Raw genomic sequence first — 23800 nt, forward strand, 5'->3', positions numbered from 1 at the left:
GCACTCAGCACTCAGCACTCAGCACTCAGCACTCAGCACCCTCTTTTCCGGTACAATCCGCCTTTTTCGAACGCCGCCTGAAGGGAAGGGAGAAGGGAAATGAAGATCGCCGTCGTCGGAACCGGTTACGTGGGCCTGGTCACAGGTGCCTGCTTCGCCGAAATGGGCAACGACGTCATCTGCGTGGACAAGGATGCCGCCAAGGTCGAGCGCATGCGTGCCGGCGAATGCCCCATCTACGAAATCGGTCTGCCCGAGATGCTGCCCCGCAACATCGAGGAAGGACGGCTCGCCTTTACCACTTCCCTGGCCGAGGCGGCCGAAAGCTGCGACATTTTCTTCATTGCCGTGGGCACCAATCCGGCGGCGGATGGTTCGGCCGATCTGACCGCCGTGCATGCCGTGGCCCGCGAGATCGGTGAGACCATTCAGCGCCCGGCGATCATCGTGGACAAGTCCACCGTGCCCGTGGGTACCGGTGAGGAAGTCGAGGCGATTGTCCGTGAGGCCCTGGAAAAGCGGGGTGACTCGATCGAGTTCGAGGTCATTTCCAATCCCGAGTTTCTCAAGGAAGGGGCGGCGGTCCAGGACTTCATGAAGCCGGACCGGGTGATCATCGGAACCGATAGCGAGTGGGCACGGAAGGTCATGGGCGATCTGTATTCCGCCTTTACCCACAAGACCGACCGCATCATCTTCATGGGCCGGCGCGACGCGGAAATGACCAAGTACGCCGCCAATGCCATGCTGGCCACCAAGATCTCCTTCATGAACGAGATTGCCAGCCTCTCCGAGCGCCTGGGGGTGGACGTGGAAAACGTCCGCCACGGCATCGGCTCCGACCCGCGCATCGGCTACAGTTTCATCTACCCCGGCTGCGGCTACGGTGGCTCCTGTTTCCCCAAGGATGTGAAGGCGCTGATCCATACCGCCAGGGAGCAGGATTTCGACCCGGCCATTCTCGACGCCGTGGAGTGGCGCAATGCCGAGCAGAAGAAGCGCCTGAACGAGAAAGTCCGCGCCCGCTTCGGGGCGGATCTTTCCGGCCACCACTTCGCCCTCTGGGGGCTGGCATTCAAGCCGGGTACCGACGACATGCGCGAGGCGCCGTCGAAGGTGGTGCTCGAACACCTGATCGGCAGCGGTGCCACGGTCACCGCTCACGACCCGGAAGCCATGGACATGGCCCGGGCCGAGCTGCCCGCCGAGTGGTTTGAAAGCGGGCGCCTTCGCCTTGTCGAGCACCAGTACGATGCCCTGGACAAGGCGGATGCCCTGATTCTCGTGACCGAATGGAAACCCTACCGTCAGCCCGACTTCGATCAGATGGCCCGGCGAATGAAACAGAAGGTCATTTTCGATGGTCGCAACCAGTATGATCCGGAGCGCACGGAGAGCCTCGGCTTCGAATACACCGGCATTGGACGGGGAAGGGAGTTTTGAGTGCTGAGTGCTGAGTTCGGCGGGGCTGTGGTGGTATGCTGCACTCTGCTATTATCAGTGTTCGCGCGATGGATTTGTCATATTTGGGAACTTATCCTTGATTGGAGGTTTCCGTGCTGTCGGAGGAGCGCCGTGCCCGCGACGGTAGGGGGGAGTCCGGAGAGACCGCTTGACTGAAGGCGGCCACGGCCTGGAGCGTATGACCCTATGAGCAGACAACTGTTCAGCCGTCTTGTCAGCGGCTGGCGGCCAGCACCCGGCTGGTCATGGCGGCGCTTTGCCATCATGGCCCATGATGCCGCGTGGATTCCGCTCGTTCTGTTCATTGCCTATCAGTTGCGGCTCAATTTCGGCGAGATTCCCGCTCACCTGCTTCCGGGCCTGCTGGCCCTGATTGCCTTTGCCACCCCCATCCAGGCGCTGAGCTTCTGGGTATTCGGCTGCTATCGCGGGGTCTGGCGCTTCGCCTCCATGCCGGATCTGATCCGCCTCGGCAAGGCCATTGCCGTGGGGACGGCGGTTACCATGCTGTGCCTCTTCCTCTTCAACCGCCTCGCCGGTGTGCCCCGCAGTGTCCTGATTCTCTATCCCATCCTGCTGCTGGTTGCCACGGGCGGGCCGCGAGCCATCTATCGAATCCTGCGTGAGCGGGGCCGGCGCTATGTCAGCGGGCCGATGAGCGAGCGTGCCCTGGTGGTGGGGGCCGGGCGCGGTGGTGAGCTGCTGGTGCGTGACCTGGTCCGGAATACCGCCATCCAGCCCGTTGCGTTGCTGGATGATGATCCGGCCAAGCTGGGCGAGGAGATTCACGGCGTGCGCGTGCGGGGGCATCTCGATGATCTGCCACGTCTGGCCCGCCGCTTCAATGCCACGCTGGTGATCATCGCCATGCCCTCCGCCACGCGGGCGACCTTCAAACGCGTGGTGGCCCTGGCAGCCGATGCCCGCATTCCCTGCCGCACCATGCCCTCCCTGGATGAGTTGCTGCGTTCCGATTCCAGTGCGGCCGAGGTGCGGCCCGTGCTGGTGGAAGATCTGCTGGGGCGGGAATCCATCAACCTGGACGATGACTCCATCCGTCAGGATCTGCAGGGGCGTCGGGTGCTGGTGACGGGAGCCGGCGGCTCCATCGGTTCGGAACTGTGCCGGCGCCTGTTGAGCTACGGTGCGGAGAAGCTCATTGTTCTTGATCATTCCGAATACAACCTCTACCGCATTGATCATGAGCTGATGACGACGGGGGGCGCGCGTCGGGTTGAGGCTGTTCTGACTGATACCCGCGATCGGCGGGCGCTTGAGGAGGCCTTCGCGCGCTATCGCCCGGACGTAGTCTTCCATGCGGGGGCGTTCAAGCACGTGCCCTTGCTTGAACAGAATGTGCTGTCGGCCGTGGACAACAATGTCTTCGGCACCCGCAATGTGGCGGATCTGGCCGTGGCCCATGGGGTTGGGCGGGTGGTGCTGATTTCCACCGACAAGACGGTGAACCCGACCAATGTGATGGGGGCCACCAAGCGGGTGGCCGAACTGTATTGCCAGATGCTGAACAGACAGAGCGAAGGCACCCGCTTCGTGGTGACGCGCTTCGGCAACGTGCTGGAGTCCGCGGGTTCGGTGATTCCCCTGTTCCGCCGCCAGATCGAGGCAGGAGGGCCGGTTACGGTGACCCATCCCGAGGTGCGGCGCTATTTCATGACCCTGGAAGAAGCCACCGGCCTGATCCTGCAGGCCTCGGCCATCAGCCGTGGCGGCGAGGTGTATGTGCTCGACATGGGTGAGCCGATTGCCATTCGTGAGCTGGCCGAATCCATGATCCGCCTTTACGGTCATGTGCCCGGGCAGGATGTGGAAATCCAGTACACCGGCCTGCGGCCCGGGGAAAAGCTGCAGGAAGAGTTGTTCTACGAGTCCGAATCCCTTCAGGGCACGGTGCATCCCAAGCTCTTGCTTGCCCGGGAGCCGGGTGCGGAGGATTCGAAGCTGCTTGACTCCCTGGGGCGGCTTGAATCGGCGGTCGCCTCGCGGCATGAGAGCAAGGCCCTGAGTTTGCTGCACGACATCGTGCCGGGCTTCCAGATCCTTCGCATCGAGGCACCCCCGGCCCGGCTCAAGATTGCCCAGTAGCCGCGACTGCCTGAATTTCCCAAATTCCGTATAATTCCCAGCTGTTCGTTGTTTCCTGTGTTGATGCAGCTTCACATGGGCGTGTTTCTTGCTCCGCTGAAGAGATCATGAGAGCGGCACGGCTGTTGTCCTGTTTCACTTCCTCTGGTGATTGTTTCGTATGGCTCAAGCTCCAATCCACGTTCACCTCGGCGCCCACAAGACGGCGACGACCTACATGCAGTCTCGGCTTCGGGCCAACAGGAAAATCCTCGCAGAGAAAGGTATTGCCTTTGCCGATGCTTGGGCGAAGGATGAGAGAGCTAAAAAGTTGCGTAGCAGTGTTGCCAAGACGCTGTGGCGGAAGAATGTCACCGACGTAGCCCGGAGAGGCTTGATCAGCGACTTGCGGGGCTTAGTGAGTGCAGCGGAGAGCCGCTGCACAAGTGGGGCAAGCGGTCCGACAATCTTTTCATACGAAAACATTCTTGGCTCTTATAATCTGGCAGTGACGGAGGGGCTTTACGAACGTTGTGGGGAGGTTGTCGATCTCATGTCCGAGGCGTTTGAGGGCAGGGAGGTTCGTTATTTCTTCTGCTTCCGATCCTTCGATCGCTTTGTTGAGTCGTGTTACCTCCAGTGTCTCTATACACAGAAGGAAAGCCGCTCATTCGATGCGTTCTTCGGCGATATCAATCTCTCAAGCCTGAGCTGGGCTCGCATGATTAAAAGGCTCGCCGATCGTGCGGGGAGTGACCAGCTGTTTCTGTGGGCCTATGAGGATTGGTCGAGCTGTGAGTTGGACGTATGGAAGGCTTTAATGGAAGTGTCTAATCCGGTTCAACTGCTTGAAGCGCCAGCGGTGGCCAGCAACCCGTCTCTCTCGGCTGAAGGCGTCGAGTGCATGCGCGTTATCAATCAATTCGCTCATGCGAAGACGGCCAAGGTACTGAGGACGCAAGTCAAACGCGAGATGGCGCCACAAAAGGGATATGCGCGCGCCAGTTTCGTCGATGATGAAGCACGACGCGATCTCAAGCGGCGATACGCCGAGGATTGCGACGTGATTCACAACAAATGGAGTCGTCGCCTGTTTTCAGGCGGACTTAAATTGGAAAAGACAGGCGGGACATGAATTGAGCCATCCTGATGTGGAAAAAGGGCAACCTGGCAGTAGGGTGCAGCGCTTGGTACGTGCTATTGCACAGACGCGCGCCTTTTCTGCGGTGCTTGCGTGGTTTTTCCTGGATGTATTCCGGACGTTCCGGCGCTGGGTGATTTTTTCCTTTCTCAGTCTTGGTGTCGGCCTGGGTTTCAGCGCTCTGGCCCTGGCGTTGGTCATCGGCTATGCGAATGCTCTGGAGAAACGCGAACTGATCGAGTTTGGTGAACTCGCCATTGATCCCTGGAGTCAGGGAACTCTCCTGGTGGCGGCCAGTCTTGGCCTTCTCCTGTTCCTCTCCGGTTTCACCTTGATCTACATCGCTCGTCGAAACTTTGTATCAATTGCCTGTGCTTATCAGGCTTTCTCCATTCGCAGGGTCTCCTGGATCGAGGGTGGCCGCCCGCCTTCTCCCGACGCCTTTATGTCTCTGCCTCGTCTCTATCGTTCCCTGGCCAGTTTACAGGCCAGGGACTCGCGCCAGATCGTTCTTGCAGTTCGCCGACTTTTTGATGGCGTTGTGCCTGTGTTGATCATTCTGGCGGCGACCGCCGTCCTGTTCTGGTTGCACCTGCCCGCAACGCTGATGGTGGTGGTGACGGTCATTCTTGCAGCTCGGTTTTATTATGCAGCCAACCTTTCAGCCGTAAAGGCTTCTCGTCGTCTGGAGCGCGTCTCTCCCGAAGCTTCTGCAGCTTCCCGTCAGCGTACCCGAACCGTGTCCCGGGATTCCGGCGTCGCAAGCGACAACCGCCGCCTGGTGGAGAATGATCAGGTATTTGCCGACAAAATAAACGCGATGACCGCCGCATTCCGGGAGCGCTTTTCCGCCGTAGTGCGTGCCGAATACATCAGCCATGTCCTGCTTGCCATAGGCCTGAGTGCGCTGATTGTGATATTGGGTGGCGATGTGCTTAGGGGCGAGTCAACTTGGACTCTGATGATTGCCTACATCTTTGTCTTGCGCATTGCCATGGCCGGCCTTCGGCAGCTGTCCACCACCATCACGACAATTTCACGTTTTTATCCAGGGATGCAGCGCTATTATCGCTTCATGCGTGAATCGGAGCTTAATCGGGGGCGATCACCGTATTGGAGTAAGCGCCGCCTATCTGTCGGAGCCCCTGCTTTAACGGAGAAAGGTCGCAAGCGAATTGTTTTGAGCGCAGGCCTGAAGGTTGCTCTCATCTCACCTGTTCCTCCTGTGCCAGCCGCGCGAGCCTATTTTTCAAGGTTGTTTCGTGCCGACCGTGCCGCAGGTGGCGGCGACCCGGTCTCTTTGGGTGTGCTGCCACGTCATTCAATTCCCGAGCGCGTGGTGTCCTTTAGGGAAATGGTGGGTATCCCGGTGGATCTCGAGACATTGGCCTCTGCTGGGGCCCTGAAAGAAGATCTGGCGGTGTTGGCAACACAAGCCGGTACTGACCTGAGTCGGCCGATTTTACCGGCCCAATGGGAGAGCCTGGGTGAGGCCTGCCTCAATCGCCTGGCATTTGTTGCTCTGCTTGTTCAGCCATCGGCCTGCATGGTTATACACGCTGGTTTGTTGAGAGACGAGTGGGTCCGAGATCGTCTCGAACAGTCAAAATGGCAGGACAGGCTTATCGTGATCTGGTATCGAAAGCTGCTATCTTCACCGCCGCGTCTTTCGCTTGATCAATGGCTTGTCGGCGCAGCGGATTGTTCCATTATTGCGGTTGGTTCCTACAATTGGCTCCGAGTCAAGCAGCCAGACTGGCAGGCTCGACAACGCGATATTGCCGAACAACTTCGTGTCGGAAATCGACTGTATATCGGTGAAAGTCAGGATGAAGCATAGCGAATCTAAAGCAGGGAGGGATTCATGCCATTGACTCTTGATCGCTTGCGACCACGCCACATTTATAAAAGGTTGAGAAAAGGGGCGGCGTCCATACTCAAGCGGCATTGGCCCGACCTGGCTCGACAATTGCTCATGAGGCGTGTCTTTGGGGCGGATTGGGTCGATGACGCACGTGCCGACATTCGCGGGCATCATCAATATATGTGGGAAAGTGCCAGGACATTGCTGGATGAGACGGGTGTTGAATTTGTTTCTACCGGTGAGGAAGGCGAGTATCGTTTTTTTGTGTTTTTATCGGACACCGAGGGTGATGCGCGCACGCTGATCCAGCGTCTTCTCGATGACGAATATCGAATGCAGATCCATTTTTGCAATGGTCTGCGGCCACGAAAAATCTACACTCGCCGAGACGCTGCCCGTCTGAAGAAGGAGCTCGCAAACCAGCGAGTGCCGTTGGCCGAGGTTTCCCACATCAAGTTCACTCGTTGCTGGATTCCGGGGCTGAATTACAAGATGCAGGGTTGGTCGAGCGCGATGCGGATCGATTTTTATCAGTGGGATTCCGAGGTCGGGATCTGGGAATCGGTAGGCTCCCGGTTCGTGCCAAGACGGGTCGATGCAAGCTTGCGAGATGTTGGTACCGGCTTGAGTCTCGTCGACTGGATGGGCCGCGCTGTCAATCGGGTGCATTTTCCGGTTGACGTCGTCTATACCTGGGTCGATGGTAATGACCCGGATTGGCAACGTCGGAAGGCGGCTCGAGAGGGTCGACATGACGAGTTGCATCAACGAGCCAATAATGCCTCGCGATATCATAATCGTGACGAATTGAAGTACTCGTTGCGGTCATTGTATTACCATGCCCCATGGATTCGTCATATCTATATCGTCACGGATCAGCAGGTGCCGGAGTGGTTGGATCCTTCGCTCTCCGGGAAAATTTCAATTGTTGATCATTCGGAGCTGTTTCCCGACCCCGATGATCTGCCAACCTTTAATAGTCATGCCATTGAGTCCGTTCTCGCTCGAATTCCAGGTTTGTCCACGCATTTTCTGTACGTGAATGACGATGTGTTCATGTCCGGAGCGGTTCGGCCCGAGGCTTTTTTTGAAAGTAGCGGAATTGCGCGGACTTTCCTTAGCAACGCTTGGTCACCCTTTTGTGGTGTCGATGATTCAGACCGGGCCTCTGAATGGGGGGCGCTAAATGCCTCGCGCTTGCTGAACAAATCCCATGATGCCGTTATTCATCACAAGACGAAACATACGCCAATCCCTCTTCGAAAGGATTTGATGAAGTCGCTGGAAGAGGAGTATGCCGAAGACTTTTCCGCTCTCCGCTCGCGACCGTTTCGAACGCCACACGATTTGGCCCCGGTCACCAGCTTGCATATGAGCTTCGGGCTGGCGAGAGGTTACGTTGTTACGGGAAACATCAACTATGCCTATGTGGATATAGCCTCGAATGACCTTGACAAGAAGTTAAGGCGAATCAAGCGCTCGCCTCATTCCATGGTTTTTTGCCTGAATGACACCGAAGTCGACGAAGACGATTTTGACTGGGATGCCCAGGAGGTGGTTCTGCGGCGATTCCTCGAGGAAATGTACCCCTACAAGGGCCCGTGGGAGCGTTAATTGTCAATGTCAATAGACAATAGAGGGTTCGAGGTTTGCGTCGGTTCATCCGGAATGGTTGCGCGTCGCGTGATCATGTGGCGATGTCGACGTGACCTTGGACATGCGGTTTTGTATCTGGATAACCCTCCTGAATCCCTGTCTCGCCTGTCTGCCGCGCTCTGCCTGTTCGGGCGGCTTCAGCGAGTGGCCCAGTTGGCAAAGCGCCTGGCTCGTGAACTCGAGTCCATCGAGGAACGTTTTGAGGGTCATGCGAGGGATGCGCGGAAGCGCGCCGTCATGCTCGCGCGCATGATTGAAGTAGCGGCGGCGCCCGAGTCACCGTCAGCACTGGTTGCGCTGGGCCTTGCCCTGGAGCGTTGCGGTTACCGCGGGCGGGCTGAGAGGGTTTTCTCGGCCGCGGTAGCCAGTGACACAGCTGGCGGGGAGGAGCGACTGACTGCGCGGCGTCGATTGGCGTCACTTGCCTGGCGACGTGGCGGCAGCGATGAAGCAATTCGCCTTCTATCCAGTTGTGGTCGACCACGTGATCGCCGTGTCCGTAGTAGCATCATCTCGCAGCTCTCCGTGCGTCACGGCTTTCTTTTGCTTAATGCAGGGTCTCGTGAGAGCGGGCTTCGTCTGATTGAAGGAGGTGTGATCGGTGATGGGCTTGACGTGAATGCCGCCTCGCGGGTCGCGACACTTTATGCCCTTCTGAGCCAAGACGATGGTGCACAGGCGACCTTGTCAGCCTTGAAAGGCGCTGGGGAAAACCGTCAGAGAAGTGGCAACGAGGAACCGGCAGGGGTGCATCCAGTGGTTCTGGCCGGGTTTGGCTGGAGTGGCTCCGGTGCCGTCTTCGACTTTCTCCGTGGATTCGATGGGGTTGCTGATCCTCTGAAGGGTGCAGAGATAGGTCTGTGGTCTGGGCAAGGTGGCCTGCTGGATCTGTACGAAACGGCGATCCGTGGTGAGTCATTGGAGATTCCCTTGAGGCGTTTTGTCGCCCATTACTGCTTTGGTCATCCGCACCCGGGGCGCGCATTGAAAGGAAAGAATGCCGGTGGCCTTTACCGGTTTCTTGCTGAGGGACAGCGCGAGCAGCTGATTGGGGTTCTTGAGCGCTTTTTGACCGATTTGCTCACGAGTGGTAGCGACACGGAAAAACTGATTGTCTGTTTCCAGCGGTTTTCTGGTGATGTGCTTACCCTTTTGTGTGGTGGAAGTAGCTACTGTCTGATGGGGAATTGCATTCCCGCTGAGCGCATCGAAGCCGTTCAGCTTTTGCCGGCAGCCTCGGTGGTCGTTTGCTGGCGCGACCCGCGGGATGCCTATGTGTCAAAAAAGATGGTATTTCCGGAAAGTCCACTGACCCCATCCGGCTGGAGGGATCAACTCGATAGCCGAATTCAGCCTTATCTGGCTGGCAAGAAGAAGGTCGAATCGGCTGTCTCATTTTGGCGGGATATCTGGTTTGAGGAATTTGTTACGGATCCGGTATTGAGAAATGAGATCGCGTCAGGTGTTGGTTTGCAGTCACACAGGGATCGCAGTACTTTCGACCCTTCCCTGTCGGCTCGCAATATCGGGATTCATGTCAATGCCGGTCTCCCTGATCGTCAGGGGTGGGATGAGTTGTTGGGCATTATCCGTCAGCGCAAGCAGCAGGCCAGTGAATGAATAGTGCAGGGGTCGCATGAGATGTCGATAGGATGGAAAGAAGAAGTGTTGGTGGGGCAGAAGGAGAGGGAGGTGCTTTCACCCTTCCTGCAATTGGCGGATGCTCTTTCGCATGTTGATGCGCCTTGCTGGCTGGATTCCGGATCTTTGCTGGGTCTGGTTCGGGAAGGCGGCGAAATTGAGTGGGACAGTGACATCGATCTAGGTCTGTGGGCGTCTGATCGGCCGAACATGGAGGCCGCATTTGACGCGCTCCATGATATGGGTTTTCGGGTTCACACCCGTCGTTACCGGGGTGAAGCTTACGGATATACCCTCAAAAAGCGTGGTTCCGGCCTGAAGCCGATCCATATTCATGTCTATTTTCGGGATGGTCGTATCGCCTGGTCGCCGCAGACGGTGGTTTATCATGCGCCGCCTTCTCGGCAGGATGATGAGGTCTGGGGCACTGCAGGGCCTGTACGCTGGATTCTGTCGACTGTTCAGGCCAAGAAGCAAGGTGTAGCGAATTCAGTAATCGGCCGTGCCTTGCGCAAGTTATGGTGGCGGCCGCTCTGGGGTGCTTTTGTGCTCGTTCGCAATCGTCTGCAGCGGCACGTCTGGTCAGCGTTGTGGCCCTTCAACACCATGTACCGAACGTTTACCTGGATCGTGCCGGCGGCCTATTTTCTGGAGCTTGATGAATTTGATCTGGGGCCGGCAAGTATCAAGATTCCGAGTGATGTGGAAGCCTATCTTCAACAGCGCTACGGCGATTGGCGCGTGCCGGTGAGAGACTGGTGTTATTGGCAGGATGATGGCTGTATAGATGCACGGGTGCCGGAAGAGGCGCTGGCTCGCCGTGGGCTATCATTTCAACGCAGCATCGAACAGGCTGGAGACGCCGACCCAGAGGCTGGCCAGGTGGGACGAACGAATTGAGTAGCACCCAGGGGCTGAATATGCCTGCACGTATTGAAGATCCGGAGATGCTCAGGGTCCTTGAGTGGGTTTCGGCGATTGCCAGGGCGTCCGGTCAACCGCTGATGCTGGATAGTGGTACCTTGCTTGGGGTGCAGAGAGACGGTGAACTGATTGCTTCGGATGACGATGTGGACCTTGCAGCGCCGGACGGCTGTCAGGAGACGATTGGCAAGGCGTTGTCAGGGCATGGGGAGCTCAAGGTCTGGCGCTATGGTCGTCGCATCTACAAGTATCAGCTGAAGGGAGTTGGTCTGCCCGGTGAGCGGATGGTCGAGATCAAGTTTTTCCGCCCTCACGGGGAGGACTGGTTCTGCCCCTCCATTTCATCACGCTTCATGCCCGACGGCGAAGCGCAGGCACGCTCGGCTAATCCCACAAACCGGCGCCAGTCAGTCATATTGCCATTCATCAAGCGCTGGCTTCGGGGCTGTACAGATTTTCTGTATGCCCTGGATTGTTCGCGCCCGCCGTCCAGCTGGTTTTTACGTGCCAATTCCTGGGTGATTCCGGGGGCTTATTTTGAACAGCTGCGTCCGCTGTCTGATGCGTTCCCGGATTGCATGGTGCCCGTGGACTGGCAGGGTTATCTGGCGTTTCGCTATGGTGAGTGGAAGCGGCCAGCGGCCCGCTGGAATTACAAGCGGGATGATGGTGGTTATCGCCTGATTCAGCCGCGTTCCTTCTCGGATCGTTCATGACGATGCCCGTGTTCCTGCGCCGAGCTCAGCCATGAAAACCAGTCCCCTGATTTCTGTCGTCATGCCCGTGCGCAATGCTGCGCCGTACCTGGAGCAGTCGGTTTCCTCCGTGTTGGAACAATCGCTGTCTGACCTGGAAATGCTGGTGGTAGACGACGGTTCAAGTGACGGATCCCGGGCGATCCTGTCGGAGCTGGCAGCCGGGGACGAGCGAATCCGTTGCCTGGACAGCGGCGGCGTGGCCCAGGCCGCCGTGGCTCGAAACACCGGCCTGGCCGCGATGCGGGGTCGTTACGTCGCCTTCATTGACGCGGACGATTTCTGGTTGCCCGGGAAGCTGGAGCGCCAGCTCGAGCTCATGGAGCGGCAAGGGGCGTGGTTCAGTTTCACCGCCTACGAAAAAGTGGATGAGCATGGTCGCCGGGCGGGCCGCCAGGTGCGGGTGCCGGATAGCGTGGATCATGAGCGCTTGCTTGGCGGCTGTGTCATCGGCTGTTCCACGGTGGTGATCGACACCCAACAGACGGGCACGTTCCAGATGCCGGTGTACCGGCGTGGACAGGACTATGCCTGCTGGCTGCGCCTGCTGAGGAATCATGGTGAGGCGCGCGGCCTCGACGAAGTGCTCGCCTGCTACCGGGAGCATCGAGGCTCGCTTTCCTTCAACAAGCTGGCGAAGGCGGCGGCCAATTGGCGCATATTTCGTGACCAGGAGGAGCTGGGTATCCTCCGGGCCATGCACTGCATGGCCCGTTACGCGGCGCATGGCGTCAGAAAGCGTCTGATCTAGGGAAGCTCTGGTGTCAGTCGTTTTCGTGGGCGGCGGTGGGACGATTGGAGCCGATTTGCCCGCCTAACCCTGCCCGGAAAAAGGTGTGCCCCTCGTTTCTGCCGCTGTCCGGTGTAAAATAGGTCGTTTTTCCGGGTAGATGGCCATATTTTGCTGCCAGCCAGCGGTGTTCGGCCCGGATGACACTAGGGATGGCCGGGTTCGTCCCGGTAACCGGGGATCATTGGAGTGATTATGTCGGAAAAGAAATCAGTGTATGTGGGGATGAGTGCGGATCTGGTGCATCCGGGCCACTTGAATATCATTCGGCGGGCCACCGAGCTCGGCGACGTGACGGTGGGTCTGCTCACGGACGCGGCCATTGCCAGTTACAAGCGCTTGCCTTACATGGCTTTCGAACAGCGCAAGGAAGTGGTGGAGGCGATCAAGGGTGTCACGCGGGTGGTGCCACAGGAGACCCTTGATTATGTCCCCAACCTGCGCAAGTACAAGCCGGACTACGTGGTCCACGGTGATGACTGGAAAGAAGGTGTACAGGCCAAGGTGCGCCAATCGGTCATTGATGCGCTGGCCGAGTGGGGCGGTGAGCTGGTCGAGGTGCCTTATACCAGGGGCATTTCCTCCACTCAGTTGAATAATGCCCTGAAGGAAATCGGTACCACACCGGATATTCGGCGGAACAAGATGCGACGCCTGCTGGACGCCAAGCCGTTGGTGCGCTTGATGGAGGCCCATAACGGCCTGACCGGTCTTATCGTGGAAAACATCGGTATCGACACCGATCGTGGCCGTAAGGAATTCGACGGCATGTGGGCTTCCAGCCTCACCGAGTCCACCGCCAAGGGCAAGCCGGATATCGAAGCGGTGGATGTCACTTCCCGCACCAATACATTGCACGATGTACTGGAAGTGACTACCAAGCCCATCGTGTATGACGCGGACACCGGCGGCAAACTGGAACATTTCCAGTTTACTGTCCGAACCCTGGAACGCCTGGGCGTGTCAGTGGCGATCATCGAGGACAAGGTGGGTCTGAAAAAGAACTCCCTGTTCGGCACCGAGGTGCCCCAGACCCAGGACTCCATCGAGAATTTCTGTGGCAAGATCAAGGCTGGCAAGGCTGCCCAGATTACCGACGACTTCATGATTGTCGCCCGGATCGAGAGCCTGATTCTGGACCAAGGCCTGGATGATGCCATCACACGCGCCGAAGCGTATATCGGTGCCGGCGCGGATGGCGTTCTGATTCACAGTCGCCAGAAGACCCCGGACGAGATCTTCGAGTTCTGCGAGCGTTTCGCGAAATTGCCCAAGCAGGTTCCCCTTTTCGTGGTTCCCTCCAGCTATAACCAGGTGACCGAGGATGAGCTGATCGAGCGCGGTGTGGATGTGGTCATTTATGCCAATCACCTGTTGCGTGCAGCGTACCCGGCGATGGTGGAGACGGCGCAGTCGATCCTGACGCATGGGCGTTCAAAGGAAGTGGATTCGAAGCTCCTTTCCATCAAGGAAATTCTGGAACTCATTCCGGGGACCAAGTAATGCACCAGCCAAAGGCCGTATATGCATCCATCAGGGATCAGGGAATTCGATTTTTCACGGGCGTCCCGGACTCCCTTCTGAAGGATTTCTGCGCCTATGTGACGGACCACGCGGCCGACGAGGATCATGTCATCACCGCCAACGAGGGGAATGCGGTTTCGCTTGCGGCCGGACACTTTCTTGGCACCGGCGAGCCGGCTCTGGTCTACATGCAGAACTCCGGTATTGGCAACGCGGTGAATCCCTTGCTGTCCCTGGCCGATCCCGAGGTCTATGGTGTTCCGATGCTGCTCATGATTGGCTGGCGGGGTGAGCCGGGCGTCAAGGACGAGCCCCAGCATGTGAAGCAGGGCCGAGTCATGACCGAGCTGATGGATGCCATGGAAATCCCCTGGTACGAATTGAGCTCGGAAACGACGGACTCCGAGGCCGTGGTTGCCGAGGCGTGTCGCCAGATGCGGGAGAAATCGATGCCAGTGGCCTTGCTGGTACGCAAGGGCGCTTTCGATAAATACAAGCTGCAGAAAGATGTGGTGACGGACTATCCGATGAATCGTGAGGGCGCGGTCAAGTGCGTGATCGACCTGCTGAGCGCGGATGACGTGGTGATTTCCACGACAGGCAAGACTTCGCGTGAACTCTATGAGTATCGGGCCGAGCGCGGTGATGGTCATGGCAGTGACTTTCTTACGGTGGGCGCCATGGGACACACGGCCTCCATTGCCATGGGCGTTGCCCGAGCCCAGCCAGAGCGGAAAGTGATTTGTCTGGATGGAGACGGGTCTGTCCTCATGCACATGGGGGCGCTTGCCGTCATCGGGCAGTCGTCCATGGCAAATTTCATGCATGTGGTCATTAATAATGGTGCGCATGATTCCGTGGGTGGGCAGCCCACCGTCGGTTTCCAGATGAAACTACCGGAGATTGCCAGCGCCTGCGGCTATCAGGCGGTGGCTTCCGTGCACGAAGCCGATGATGTGAAAGCGGAGATGGCACGCCTGCGCCAGCACAAGGGGCCGGTGCTGCTGGAGATCAAGACCAACAAGGGTGCCCGCGATGATCTCGGGCGGCCGCGGACGACTCCGATCGAGAACCGTGATGCCTTCATGCGTCGCCTTGGACTGACGCCGGAGCGGTAAATATGAGTAACAGCGCCTGGACCTATCAAAACCCCGTCAAGGTGGTGTTCGAGCCGGGTGTCATTGATCACCTGGCAGAACAGGTGGACGGTGAGCGGGTGGTGCTGATTACCACCCCCGGTTTCCGTCGTCGGGGCGTGGTGGATCGCCTGTCAGCGTCTCTGGGTAGCCGATTGGTGGCCGTGGTGGACGACGTCAAGCCCAATCCCGATGTTCGTGATGTCGATACCCAGGGCCAGGCGCTGCGCCAGCATGCGCCGGACATGCTGCTTGCGCTTGGTGGTGGCAGCAGCATGGATACGGCCAAGGGACTGGCACGCCTGTTGTCGCAGCCCGGTGATGCGTCGCTGACCCGTCATTTCCGGGACGGGCAAGCATTCAGTTCGGAGGGGCCGGCGCTGCCGGTGACAGCGATCCCGACGACTTCCGGTACTGGTGCCGAGGTGACGCCATTTGGCACGATCTGGGATTTCGAGTTGGGCAAGAAGTACTCTGTCACCGGTGCGGATCTCTATTCTGCGGCGGCGATCCTTGACCCCGAGCTGACCGTCGGGTTGCCGGAAGAGGTCACCATTTCTTCCGGTCTGGATGCCATCTCCCATGCCCTTGAATCGACCTGGAACAAGTCGGCCTCACCCGTTACGCTTGGTTTCTGCGCGAAGTCGCTGCAGTTGTCCCTTGCTGCATTGCCACGGCTGAAGCAGGATCCCGGAAATTTGCAGGCGCGTGGGGATATGATGCAGGCCAGCCTTCTGGCGGGACTGGCGATCAGTCAGACCCGCACCGCTCTGGCGCACTCGATCTCCTACCCGCTGACGACCCGCTTTGAGCTACCCCACGGCTTTGCCTGCAGTTTCACCTTACCGGCCCTGATGCGTTTCAATGCCGCCTCCGATGACGGGCGATTGCTGGATCTGGCCAGAGCGATTGGCTTTGACAGTATTGATGCCTTCTCGGGAGCGTTGGAGCGTTTGTTCGATGAGCTGGACGTCGGGCACTTTCTGCGCAGGTACATCCCTTCACCAGATGCTGCACTGGCGTTGAGTGAACAGATGTTTACGCCAGGTCGGGCCGACAACAATCTGCGTGCGGCAACGCAGGAGGATGTGGTTCAAATCCTGCGCGACTCCCTGGATCGGACTCTGGGCTGAGGCGAGGACTTGCCTTACCCCTGTCCGGTGCCTCGAAAGGGTATTCCGCAGCCTGGTAACCGGCCGGAAAGTCATGTGCACCGCCCGTCAGGTGTTTGGGCGGATATTCCGAAATAATGCTACGATAGTTTTCGGACTTTGTCGTTTGACCCAGGGAAATGCGCCGGAAGGAAGAGGGTGGCGCGGGTTGAGGGTTCCGGGGAAAGCCTCGCAGAAGGTTTCCCAGGGAGGAATCAGGGGACGTGTGGATATGGAAATCTTCAAGATCAGCAACCTGCTGGCGATCCAGTTTGGTTTTTTCCTGGCGATGATTCTGTGCGCGTTGGTAACGCGTCCATCCCGCGTGTTCGGGCTGGTGGATCGGCCTGGAGGCCGCAAGCGTCACGCCCGCCCCGTCCCCATCACCGGGGGGGTGGCCATGTTCGCTGCATTTTCCCTCTGTCTCCCGTTTCTGAATGCCTCCATTCTGCCTTTCGCGAGCCTGATCATCGGCATGGGCTTTCTCCTTGCTGTCGGGTTGCTGGATGATCTGGAAGATCTCGCGGTACCCACCAAGCTGCTGGCTCAGGTCGTGGCCGCGCTGCTGATGACCTCCTGGGGCGGTGTTCAGATTCATTCCCTGGGAAACCTGTTCGGCAATGGGCCGGTTCTGCTGGGTGAATGGTCCATTCCATTCACGGTGGCCTGCACGGTTCTGATGATCAACGCCATCAACATGGCGGATGGTTTCGATGGCCTGGCCGGTGGCATGAGTGCGGTGGTGATTTTCTGGCTGGGCCTGGCCGGCTGGAGCAATGGTGCCGGCCCTGTCTTTGTGGGCATCTGCTTTCTGCTGGTCAGTGTGATCCTGGGTTTTCTGGTCTACAACCTGCGCAATCCCTGGCGCCGTCGGGCGGCGATTTTCATGGGTGACTCCGGCAGCATGATGCTGGGTTTTGCCATTGCCTGGCTTGCTGTCCATCTGACTCAGACGCCCACGGCAACGGTCTATCCCATCTCCGTGGCCTGGCTGCTGGTGCTGCCGGTCATCGACGCTGTATCCATCGGTATTCGACGCATCCTCAAGGGGCGCAGTCCCTTTGCCGCCGACCGGGAGCATTTGCACCATCTCATGGTGCGTGCCGGTTTTTCCGTCCGGGGGGCGGTGGCCTGGCTGATTGCCCTGACCTTCCTGTTCGGGGCCATCGGCCTGATGGGATGGGCGCTCGCCTGGCCCGAGCCGATTTTGTTTGTGGTGGTTGCCAGCTTCTTCCTGATCCACCTGATGGTGACCGCTCGCGCCTGGCGTTTCATTCGCTGGTTGCGACGGCTTGCCCGGCCGGGCACCCTGCCGCACTGACGTATCGGCTTAGCCGCTCAGCTGCTAGAATTCCGGGGTCTTTCTGGCCCCGGCGGCCTTCATGATTTCCCGCTTCACTCCAGCTGGTACTGACATGCAGAGAATCCTCGTGACCGGTGCGGCCGGTTTCATCGGCTTTCATTTCGTGCAGGCCCTGGCCGGGCGGGATATGGCCGTGGTGGGTGTGGATAACGTCAACGATTATTACGACGTGAATCTAAAGCGCGGGCGCCTGAAGCAGCTGGGCGAGCAGGCCAATTTCGAGTTTCGCGAGATGGACATCGCCGACCGGGAGGGCATGGCGGCGCTGTTTGCCGAGTCACCGGGTTTCGATGCGGTGGTGCATCTGGCGGCCCAGGCGGGGGTGCGCCACTCCCTTGAGCGGCCGGATCGTTATGTGGACAGCAATCTGGTGGGTTTCGGCAATATCCTGGAAGGCTGCCGGCACGGCGGCGTGGGGCATCTGATCTTTGCCTCCAGCAGCTCGGTGTATGGCGCCAACACCCGCATGCCCTTTTCCGAGAACGACACGGTGGATCATGCCATCAGCCTGTATGCGGCCACCAAGAAGGCCAATGAGGCCATGGCTCACAGCTATGCCTCTCTTTATGGTCTGCCCTGCACGGGTTTGCGCTTCTTTACCGTGTATGGCCCCTGGGGCCGGCCGGACATGGCTTATTTCAAGTTCACCCGGGCCATCGATCAGGGCGAAACGATTCAGGTTTTCAATCACGGCCAGATGCAGCGGGATTTCACTTATGTGGACGACGTGGTGGAAGCCATGGAGCGCCTGTTGCAACGTCCGGCCGAGCCGGATCCGGACTGGTCCGGTGCCCATCCCACACCGGCCACCAGTTACGCTCCCTACCGCATCTACAACATCGGCAATCATCAACCGGAGCCGCTGGGCCGTCTGATCGAACTCATCGAGGGCGCCCTCGGGCGCAAGGCGCACAAGGAGTTTCTGGACATGCAGCCCGGTGACGTGCCCGCCACCTACGCCGATGTGGACTCGCTCCAGAGGCTGGTGGGATTCTCTCCCAGCACCCCCCTCGAGACCGGTGTCGCCCGTTTCGTGCGCTGGTATCGCGATTATTACAGCGGTCGCTGAAATACCTTTCCGGCGAGCCCATTCAGTGGCTTGCGAAGCACCCCCACACTATCGGACGAACGGTGTGCCTGCAGCCCTTGAACCCCGGCTGGCGGGAGCCTATACCTTGCGTGAAGAGACGCGAGAAAGGCGAGTATCGAAGCCTGGCAACGGTCATATTTCGCCAGGCTCAGGAGGTGCGCAAATGTTCCTGAAGGACGAAACCGGCATACCGGCGGTCATCGGTGATTGGTACCGGGATTATTCCGGCGGTCTATTCGAGGTGGTGGCCATCGACGAGCAGGATGGCACCATCGAGATCCAGTTTTTTGACGGCACCGTGGAGGAAGTGGACATCGACCTCTGGGAGGAGGTTGCCATGACCACGGCCGAGCCGCCGGAAGACTGGTCCGGTTCCATGGACATGGAGCGCGAGGACTACGGCGTGGACCTGGACGACGGCGGCGGCAGCCGCGACGAGTGGGCCAATCCCCTCGACACCCTCGACTCGGATTATCGCTTCTGAAGGAAACCCTGGCCGCTAAATGCACGCGAATGTGGGGCCGTGCATAGTGGTTCGCCGTGCCGCTCCTACGGTGCCTATTGCCGACCCACCGCCCACATCCAGCACGGCCTCTCCGAAAGCGGCACGGCACCCCACCCCGCACGGCCCCACATCTAGCGTCCATCTTGCGTCCATTTCGCGGCTAAATGTTTTCAGCCTTTAGCCTTCCACTGTGACGCGCACCTCGCCGTCGGTCACGCGGCAGGGCAGGGCGGTGAGGGCCTGGCCTTCGCAGGGGCCCTGGGTGCAGTGGCCGTCATGGGGGCGGAAGATGGCGCCGTGGACGCCGCACATGATCATGTCGCCGGCCTTGGTCAGGAAGCGGTCCGGACCCCAGTTCAAGGACGCGCCGGTGTGCGGGCAGCTGTTGACGAAGGCAGTCACCTGGCCGTCGCGGCACACGACAAAGCCGTATTCCCGCCCGTCCCCGGTGTCATACTCGAATTCCTTCGCCCCGGGATCGGCGATCTCCGCCAGGGTGCAGACTGTGATTTCCCGCTCGGCCATGGTTTCCTCGCTGCCTGTTTGCCAGCGCGGACGATATCCGAGCGTGGCGGGTGGGGCAAGGGGGAGGAGGTTGAGTGCTGAGTTTTGAGTTCTGAGTGCTGAGTGCTGAGTGCTGAGTAGGCGGTGGCTATCGGCAGCGTAGGAGCGGATTTATCCGCGATCACAATCGCTCCCTTGGCACGCCGGTTTGTTATCACGAATGAATCGTGAATCGAAGAGCGGCCCCGATCGAGGCCGCGCCTGTGGGAGCGGCGTCCGCCGCGATCAGTCTTGTCGGAGCCGTTAGCGGACGCTGAGCCACCGCACGTTCATCGGCTCCGAACGTGAGGCGTAAGGCGTAAGGCGTAAGGCGGCAACCCGGGCGCCTGTGGCGCCCAACGGCCGGCCGCAGGCCGGCCTGACACGCGCAAAGCGCGGAAGCCGAAGGCTTCGGCCTTTCCCCTCACCAGCCCCTCGAAGCCCGGCCCCTCCGAGAACCGCCAGCCCCTCCGACCAGCACCCACTCAGCACTCAGCACTCAGCACTCAGCACTCAGCACTCAGCACTCAGCACTCAGCACTCAGCACTCAGCACTCAGCACTCAGCACTCAGCACTCAGCACTCAGAACTAATCCCCCACTCCTGCTAAAATCCCCGCCTTGCCCCATCGATCCCTGAAATCAACCGAATAAAGACCGATCATGAGCCGAGAGTATTCGCCCAAGGAGATTGAAGCCCGGGTCCAGCAGCGCTGGGAAACGGAGAAGACCTTCCACGTGGTCGAGGACGACAGCCGGGAGAAATTCTACTGCCTGTGCATGTTCCCCTATCCCAGCGGCCGCCTGCACATGGGCCATGTGCGCAACTACACCATCGGCGACGTGATCAGCCGCTCCCAGCGCATGCGCGGCAAGAACGTGCTCCAGCCCATGGGCTGGGACGCCTTCGGCCTGCCGGCGGAGAACGCCGCCATCGAGCGCAATGTGCCCCCGGCCAAGTGGACCCGCGAGAACATCGCGGCCATGACCGAGCAGTTCAAGACCCTGGGTTTCGGCTTTGACTGGTCGCGGGAATTCGCCACCTGCGATCCCGACTACTACCGCTGGGAGCAGTGGTTCTTCACCCGCCTGCTGGAAAAGGGCCTGGTCTACAAGAAGAACGCCGTGGTCAACTGGGATCCGGTGGACCAGACCGTGCTCGCCAACGAGCAGGTGGTGGACGGCAAGGGCTGGCGCTCCGGTGCCCCGGTGGAGCGTCGCGAGATTCCCCAGTGGTTTGTGAAGATCACCGCCTACGCCGACGAGCTCCTGCGCGATCTCGACGAAGAACTGGGCGCGGGCTGGCCGGAAGCCGTGCGCACCATGCAGCGCAACTGGATCGGCCGTTCCCAGGGCGTGGAGCTGAGTTTTGCCATCCAGGGCAGCGAAGAAAAGCTCACCGTCTACACCACCCGCCCCGACACCCTGATGGGCGCCACCTACATGGCCGTGGCCGCCGAACACCCCATGGCCCAGGCCGCCGCCGAGAACAATCCCGAGCTCAAGGCCTTCATCGAGGAATGCCGTCACGCCCAGGTCTCCGAGGCCGCCATGGAGACCATGGAGAAGAAGGGCATGGACCTGGGCATCAAGGCCATCCATCCCATGACGGGCGATGAAATCCCCGTCTTTGTCGCCAACTTCGTGCTCATGGGTTATGGCACCGGCGCGCTCATGGCCGTGCCCGGCCACGACGAGCGCGACCACGCCTTCGCCACCAAATACCAGCTGCCCATCCGCCAGGTGATCGCACCCACCAGCGGCGAGAAGATCGAGATCCAGTCCGAGGCCTTCACCGACTACGGCGTGCTCATCAACTCCGGTGACTACGACGGCCTGAGCTCGGAAGCCGCCTTCGACAGGATCGCCGACTGGCTCGAGGCTGAGGGCCTCGGCCGCCGCCAGACCAACTACCGCCTGCGCGACTGGGGCGTGTCCCGCCAGCGCTACTGGGGCACCCCCATCCCGGTCATCAACTGCGCCGACTGCGGCGCCGTACCGGTGCCGGAAAAGGACCTTCCCGTGGTATTGCCGGAAGACGTCGAATTCGACGGCAGCGGCTCGCCCATCAAGAAGATGCCCGAGTTCTACCAGACCACCTGCCCCAAGTGCGGTGGCCCGGCCGAGCGCGAGACCGACACCTTCGACACTTTCTTCGAGTCCTCCTGGTACTACGCCCGTTTCGCCAGCCCGGACGCCAGCGAGGCCATGCTGGACGAGCGCGCCAAATACTGGCTGCCGGTGGACCAGTACATCGGCGGCGTGGAACACGCCGTCATGCACCTGCTCTACGCCCGCTTCTTCCACAAGGCCATGCGCGATCTGGGCCTAGTGGAGGGCAATGAGCCCTTCGCCAACCTGCTCACCCAGGGCATGGTGGTGGCCGAGACCTTCTTCCGGGAAGGCGAGGGCGGCCGCAAGCAGTGGTTCAACCCCGCCGAAGTGGACGTGGAGCGCGACGAGAAGGGCCGTGTCACCGCCGCCCGCCTCAAGGCTGACGGCCAGGCGGTGGAAATCGGCGGCGTGGAGAAGATGTCCAAATCCAAGAACAACGGCGTCGACCCCCAGGCCATGGTGGAGCGCTACGGCGCCGACACCGCGCGCCTGTTCTCCATGTTCGCCGCCCCGCCCGAGCAGAGCCTGGAATGGTCCGACGCCGGCGTGGAAGGCGCGCAGCGTTTCCTGAAACGTTTCTGGCGCGCCGTGCAGGCCCACCTGGAAGGGGGCGAGGCTCCGGCCCTGGACGTGGCCGCCCTCAATGCCGAGCAGAAGGCCCTGCGCCGCCAGACCCATGAAATGCTGGCCAAGGCCGACGACGACATCGGCCGGCGCTACACCTTCAACACCGCCATCGCCGCGGTGATGGAGCTGATGAACGCCGTGGGCCGCTTCAACGACGACTCCGAGCAGGGCCGTGCCGTGGTGCGCGAGGCCCTGGAATCGGCCGTGCTGGTGCTCTCGCCCATCACGCCCCACATCACCCAGCAGCTGTGGGAAGACCTGGGCCATGAAGGCATGGTGGTGGACGCCGCCTGGCCGAAACACGACCCGGCCGCCCTCAAGAAGGACGAGCTGGAGATCGCCGTCCAGGTCAACGGCAAACTGCGTGCCCGCATCCAGGTGCCCGCCGACGCCGACAAACAGGCCATCCAGGACATGGCCCTGAACGACGACAACGTCAAACGCCACACCGACGGCAAGGACCTGCGCAAGGTCATCGTCGTCCCCGGCAAGCTGGTCAACATCGTCGTCTGACGACGACGAAGTGAACAGATGAAAGTGAACAGTGAACAGTGAACAGATAAACCGCACAGGCCGTCTGTCCTGTTTTCTTTTGCAGCTTTATGGATGCCAAGGGATGATCAAACAAGAAGCGGGTGATCGAACCCGGACAGGGTTTACGGTTTTCTGTTCACTGGGAACTGTTCACTGTTCACTTCCTTCCCGGGAGCGCCAAGCGTGAAGCGACTACTGACGTACTTTCTGCTCCTGACAGCGCTTGGCCTTGTCACTGCCTGCGGCTGGCAGCTGCGCGGTGCGCCCAGCCTGCCGGATGAAATGTCGGTGATCTACATCGACACCCGCAACCCCCACGGCCGCCTCGCCCGCGAACTCACCCGCCTGCTCGACAGCGGCGACGCCCGCGTCACCCGCAAGCGGGACGAAGCCACCGCCGTGCTGCGCATCCTGGACACCAGCTCCCAGCGCCGGGTGCTCTCGGTCAACCTTGCCGGCCGCCCGGAAGAGATCCGCGTCATCTATCGGGTGGAATTCGACGTGCGCAGCGCCCGGGGCGAGACCCTCATCGAACGCCAGCGCATGGTCCTCAACCGCGACATCAGCACCGACCCCGCCGACCCCCTCGGCGCCAGCCAGGAAGCCAGCCGCCTCGCCCAGGCCCTGGAAGAAGAAATCGTCCAATCCGTCGTCCTCCGCATCCAGGCCCTCGCCCGCAACCTGCCCGAGAACGACAACGGACCAACGAAATAAGAAAAAACATTTAGCCGCGAAATGCACGCGAAATGGACGCTAGATTTGGGCCGTGCTGTGGGGGATGCCGTGCTGCTTCGGGGAGGTGGTGCCAGCTGAGCCGCCGCCTTACCTAATGGCACCGTAGGAGCGGATTTATCCGCGATAACAATCACTCGGTTGGCACGCCACTAAACCGAAAC

The 23800-nt window shown here is 60.0% G+C and carries 18 protein-coding genes; 17 read left to right on the forward strand and 1 reads right to left on the reverse strand.

Annotated elements, in window-relative coordinates:
• Positions 1–99 precede the first annotated feature (99 nt).
• From RBH19_RS08405 to RBH19_RS08475, 15 genes are all read left to right on the forward strand, one after another.
• Positions 100–1443: a UDP-glucose dehydrogenase family protein gene (locus tag RBH19_RS08405; RefSeq protein ID WP_306728386.1), complete on the forward strand. Its 1344-nt coding sequence runs from the start codon at positions 100–102 to the stop codon at positions 1441–1443.
• 207 nt (positions 1444–1650) lie between these two features.
• Positions 1651–3567 (forward strand): polysaccharide biosynthesis protein, encoded by a 1917-nt coding sequence (locus tag RBH19_RS08410; RefSeq protein ID WP_306728387.1) that lies wholly within the window; start codon positions 1651–1653, stop codon positions 3565–3567.
• A 160-nt stretch (positions 3568–3727) separates the two neighbouring features.
• Entirely contained in the window at positions 3728–4681 is a 954-nt protein-coding gene (locus tag RBH19_RS08415) for a hypothetical protein (RefSeq protein WP_306728388.1), read from the forward strand.
• Between the two features lies 1 nt (position 4682).
• Complete coding sequence (locus RBH19_RS08420; protein WP_306728389.1) at positions 4683–6527, forward strand: 6TM ABC transporter family protein; 1845 nt, start codon at positions 4683–4685, stop codon at positions 6525–6527.
• A gap of 24 nt (positions 6528–6551) precedes the next feature.
• On the forward strand, positions 6552–8165 hold the full coding sequence (locus tag RBH19_RS08425; protein ID WP_306728390.1) for a stealth family protein: 1614 nt from the start codon (positions 6552–6554) through the stop codon (positions 8163–8165).
• Between the two features lie 6 nt (positions 8166–8171).
• Positions 8172–9827 (forward strand): tetratricopeptide repeat protein, encoded by a 1656-nt coding sequence (locus tag RBH19_RS08430; protein WP_306728391.1) that lies wholly within the window; start codon positions 8172–8174, stop codon positions 9825–9827.
• 21 nt (positions 9828–9848) lie between these two features.
• On the forward strand, positions 9849–10748 hold the full coding sequence (locus tag RBH19_RS08435; protein WP_306728392.1) for a LicD family protein: 900 nt from the start codon (positions 9849–9851) through the stop codon (positions 10746–10748).
• 20 nt (positions 10749–10768) lie between these two features.
• Positions 10769–11488 carry a LicD family protein gene (locus RBH19_RS08440; protein WP_306728393.1) on the forward strand — a complete coding sequence of 240 codons (720 nt, stop codon included), beginning with the start codon at positions 10769–10771 and terminating at the stop codon, positions 11486–11488.
• Positions 11489–11519: 31 nt separating this feature from the next.
• Positions 11520–12278, forward strand: coding sequence for a glycosyltransferase family 2 protein (locus tag RBH19_RS08445; RefSeq protein WP_306728394.1), 759 nt, complete (start codon positions 11520–11522; stop codon positions 12276–12278).
• Between the two features lie 234 nt (positions 12279–12512).
• Entirely contained in the window at positions 12513–13820 is a 1308-nt protein-coding gene (gene aepX, locus RBH19_RS08450) for a phosphoenolpyruvate mutase (protein WP_306728395.1), read from the forward strand.
• The gene (aepY, locus tag RBH19_RS08455) at positions 13820–14959 is read left to right on the forward strand and encodes a phosphonopyruvate decarboxylase (RefSeq protein ID WP_306728396.1); all 1140 of its coding nucleotides are present in this window, start codon (positions 13820–13822) and stop codon (positions 14957–14959) included. The genes aepX and aepY overlap by 1 nt, the downstream gene beginning before the upstream one ends.
• Before the next feature lie 2 nt (positions 14960–14961).
• Complete coding sequence (locus RBH19_RS08460; protein WP_306728397.1) at positions 14962–16110, forward strand: phosphonoacetaldehyde reductase; 1149 nt, start codon at positions 14962–14964, stop codon at positions 16108–16110.
• Between the two features lie 250 nt (positions 16111–16360).
• Positions 16361–17449, forward strand: a complete 1089-nt coding sequence (locus RBH19_RS08465) for an MraY family glycosyltransferase (protein ID WP_306728398.1) — start codon at positions 16361–16363, stop codon at positions 17447–17449.
• A gap of 94 nt (positions 17450–17543) precedes the next feature.
• Positions 17544–18560: an NAD-dependent epimerase gene (locus RBH19_RS08470; RefSeq protein WP_306728399.1), complete on the forward strand. Its 1017-nt coding sequence runs from the start codon at positions 17544–17546 to the stop codon at positions 18558–18560.
• 184 nt (positions 18561–18744) lie between these two features.
• Positions 18745–19065, forward strand: coding sequence for a DUF6763 family protein (locus RBH19_RS08475; RefSeq protein ID WP_306728400.1), 321 nt, complete (start codon positions 18745–18747; stop codon positions 19063–19065).
• A 198-nt stretch (positions 19066–19263) separates the two neighbouring features.
• Here the strand turns inward: RBH19_RS08475 and RBH19_RS08480 are convergent, their stop codons facing one another.
• Positions 19264–19611, reverse strand: coding sequence for a Rieske (2Fe-2S) protein (locus RBH19_RS08480; protein ID WP_306728401.1), 348 nt, complete (start codon positions 19609–19611; stop codon positions 19264–19266).
• Positions 19612–20291: 680 nt separating this feature from the next.
• Between RBH19_RS08480 and leuS the strand changes: the two genes are divergently transcribed.
• Both leuS and RBH19_RS08490 read left to right on the forward strand, forming a co-directional pair.
• Positions 20292–22883, forward strand: coding sequence for a leucine--tRNA ligase (gene leuS / locus RBH19_RS08485; RefSeq protein WP_306728402.1), 2592 nt, complete (start codon positions 20292–20294; stop codon positions 22881–22883).
• Positions 22884–23087: 204 nt separating this feature from the next.
• Positions 23088–23618 carry an LPS-assembly lipoprotein LptE gene (locus RBH19_RS08490; protein WP_306728403.1) on the forward strand — a complete coding sequence of 177 codons (531 nt, stop codon included), beginning with the start codon at positions 23088–23090 and terminating at the stop codon, positions 23616–23618.
• The last annotated feature ends 182 nt before the right edge of the window (positions 23619–23800 follow it).

Source organism: Natronospira bacteriovora, assembly GCF_030848495.1.
Classification (GTDB): Bacteria; Pseudomonadota; Gammaproteobacteria; order Natronospirales; family Natronospiraceae; genus Natronospira; species Natronospira bacteriovora.

Bases quoted from the DNA above. Each gene is read 5' to 3' on its own strand.
- RBH19_RS08415 (WP_306728388.1), top strand. From the start codon at position 3,728: ATGGCTCAAGCTCCAATCCACGTTCACCTCGGCGCCCACAAGACGGCG.
- RBH19_RS08405 (WP_306728386.1), top strand. From the start codon at position 100: ATGAAGATCGCCGTCGTCGGAACCGGTTACGTGGGCCTGGTCACAGGT.
- RBH19_RS08445 (WP_306728394.1), top strand. From the start codon at position 11,520: ATGAAAACCAGTCCCCTGATTTCTGTCGTCATGCCCGTGCGCAATGCT.
- RBH19_RS08470 (WP_306728399.1), top strand. From the start codon at position 17,544: ATGCAGAGAATCCTCGTGACCGGTGCGGCCGGTTTCATCGGCTTTCAT.
- RBH19_RS08440 (WP_306728393.1), top strand. From the start codon at position 10,769: ATGCCTGCACGTATTGAAGATCCGGAGATGCTCAGGGTCCTTGAGTGG.
- RBH19_RS08480 (WP_306728401.1), bottom strand. From the start codon at position 19,611: ATGGCCGAGCGGGAAATCACAGTCTGCACCCTGGCGGAGATCGCCGAT.
- RBH19_RS08430 (WP_306728391.1), top strand. From the start codon at position 8,172: ATGTCAATAGACAATAGAGGGTTCGAGGTTTGCGTCGGTTCATCCGGA.
- aepY (WP_306728396.1), top strand. From the start codon at position 13,820: ATGCACCAGCCAAAGGCCGTATATGCATCCATCAGGGATCAGGGAATT.
- RBH19_RS08435 (WP_306728392.1), top strand. From the start codon at position 9,849: ATGTCGATAGGATGGAAAGAAGAAGTGTTGGTGGGGCAGAAGGAGAGG.
- RBH19_RS08425 (WP_306728390.1), top strand. From the start codon at position 6,552: ATGCCATTGACTCTTGATCGCTTGCGACCACGCCACATTTATAAAAGG.
- leuS (WP_306728402.1), top strand. From the start codon at position 20,292: ATGAGCCGAGAGTATTCGCCCAAGGAGATTGAAGCCCGGGTCCAGCAG.
- RBH19_RS08460 (WP_306728397.1), top strand. From the start codon at position 14,962: ATGAGTAACAGCGCCTGGACCTATCAAAACCCCGTCAAGGTGGTGTTC.
- aepX (WP_306728395.1), top strand. From the start codon at position 12,513: ATGTCGGAAAAGAAATCAGTGTATGTGGGGATGAGTGCGGATCTGGTG.
- RBH19_RS08465 (WP_306728398.1), top strand. From the start codon at position 16,361: ATGGAAATCTTCAAGATCAGCAACCTGCTGGCGATCCAGTTTGGTTTT.
- RBH19_RS08410 (WP_306728387.1), top strand. From the start codon at position 1,651: ATGAGCAGACAACTGTTCAGCCGTCTTGTCAGCGGCTGGCGGCCAGCA.
- RBH19_RS08475 (WP_306728400.1), top strand. From the start codon at position 18,745: ATGTTCCTGAAGGACGAAACCGGCATACCGGCGGTCATCGGTGATTGG.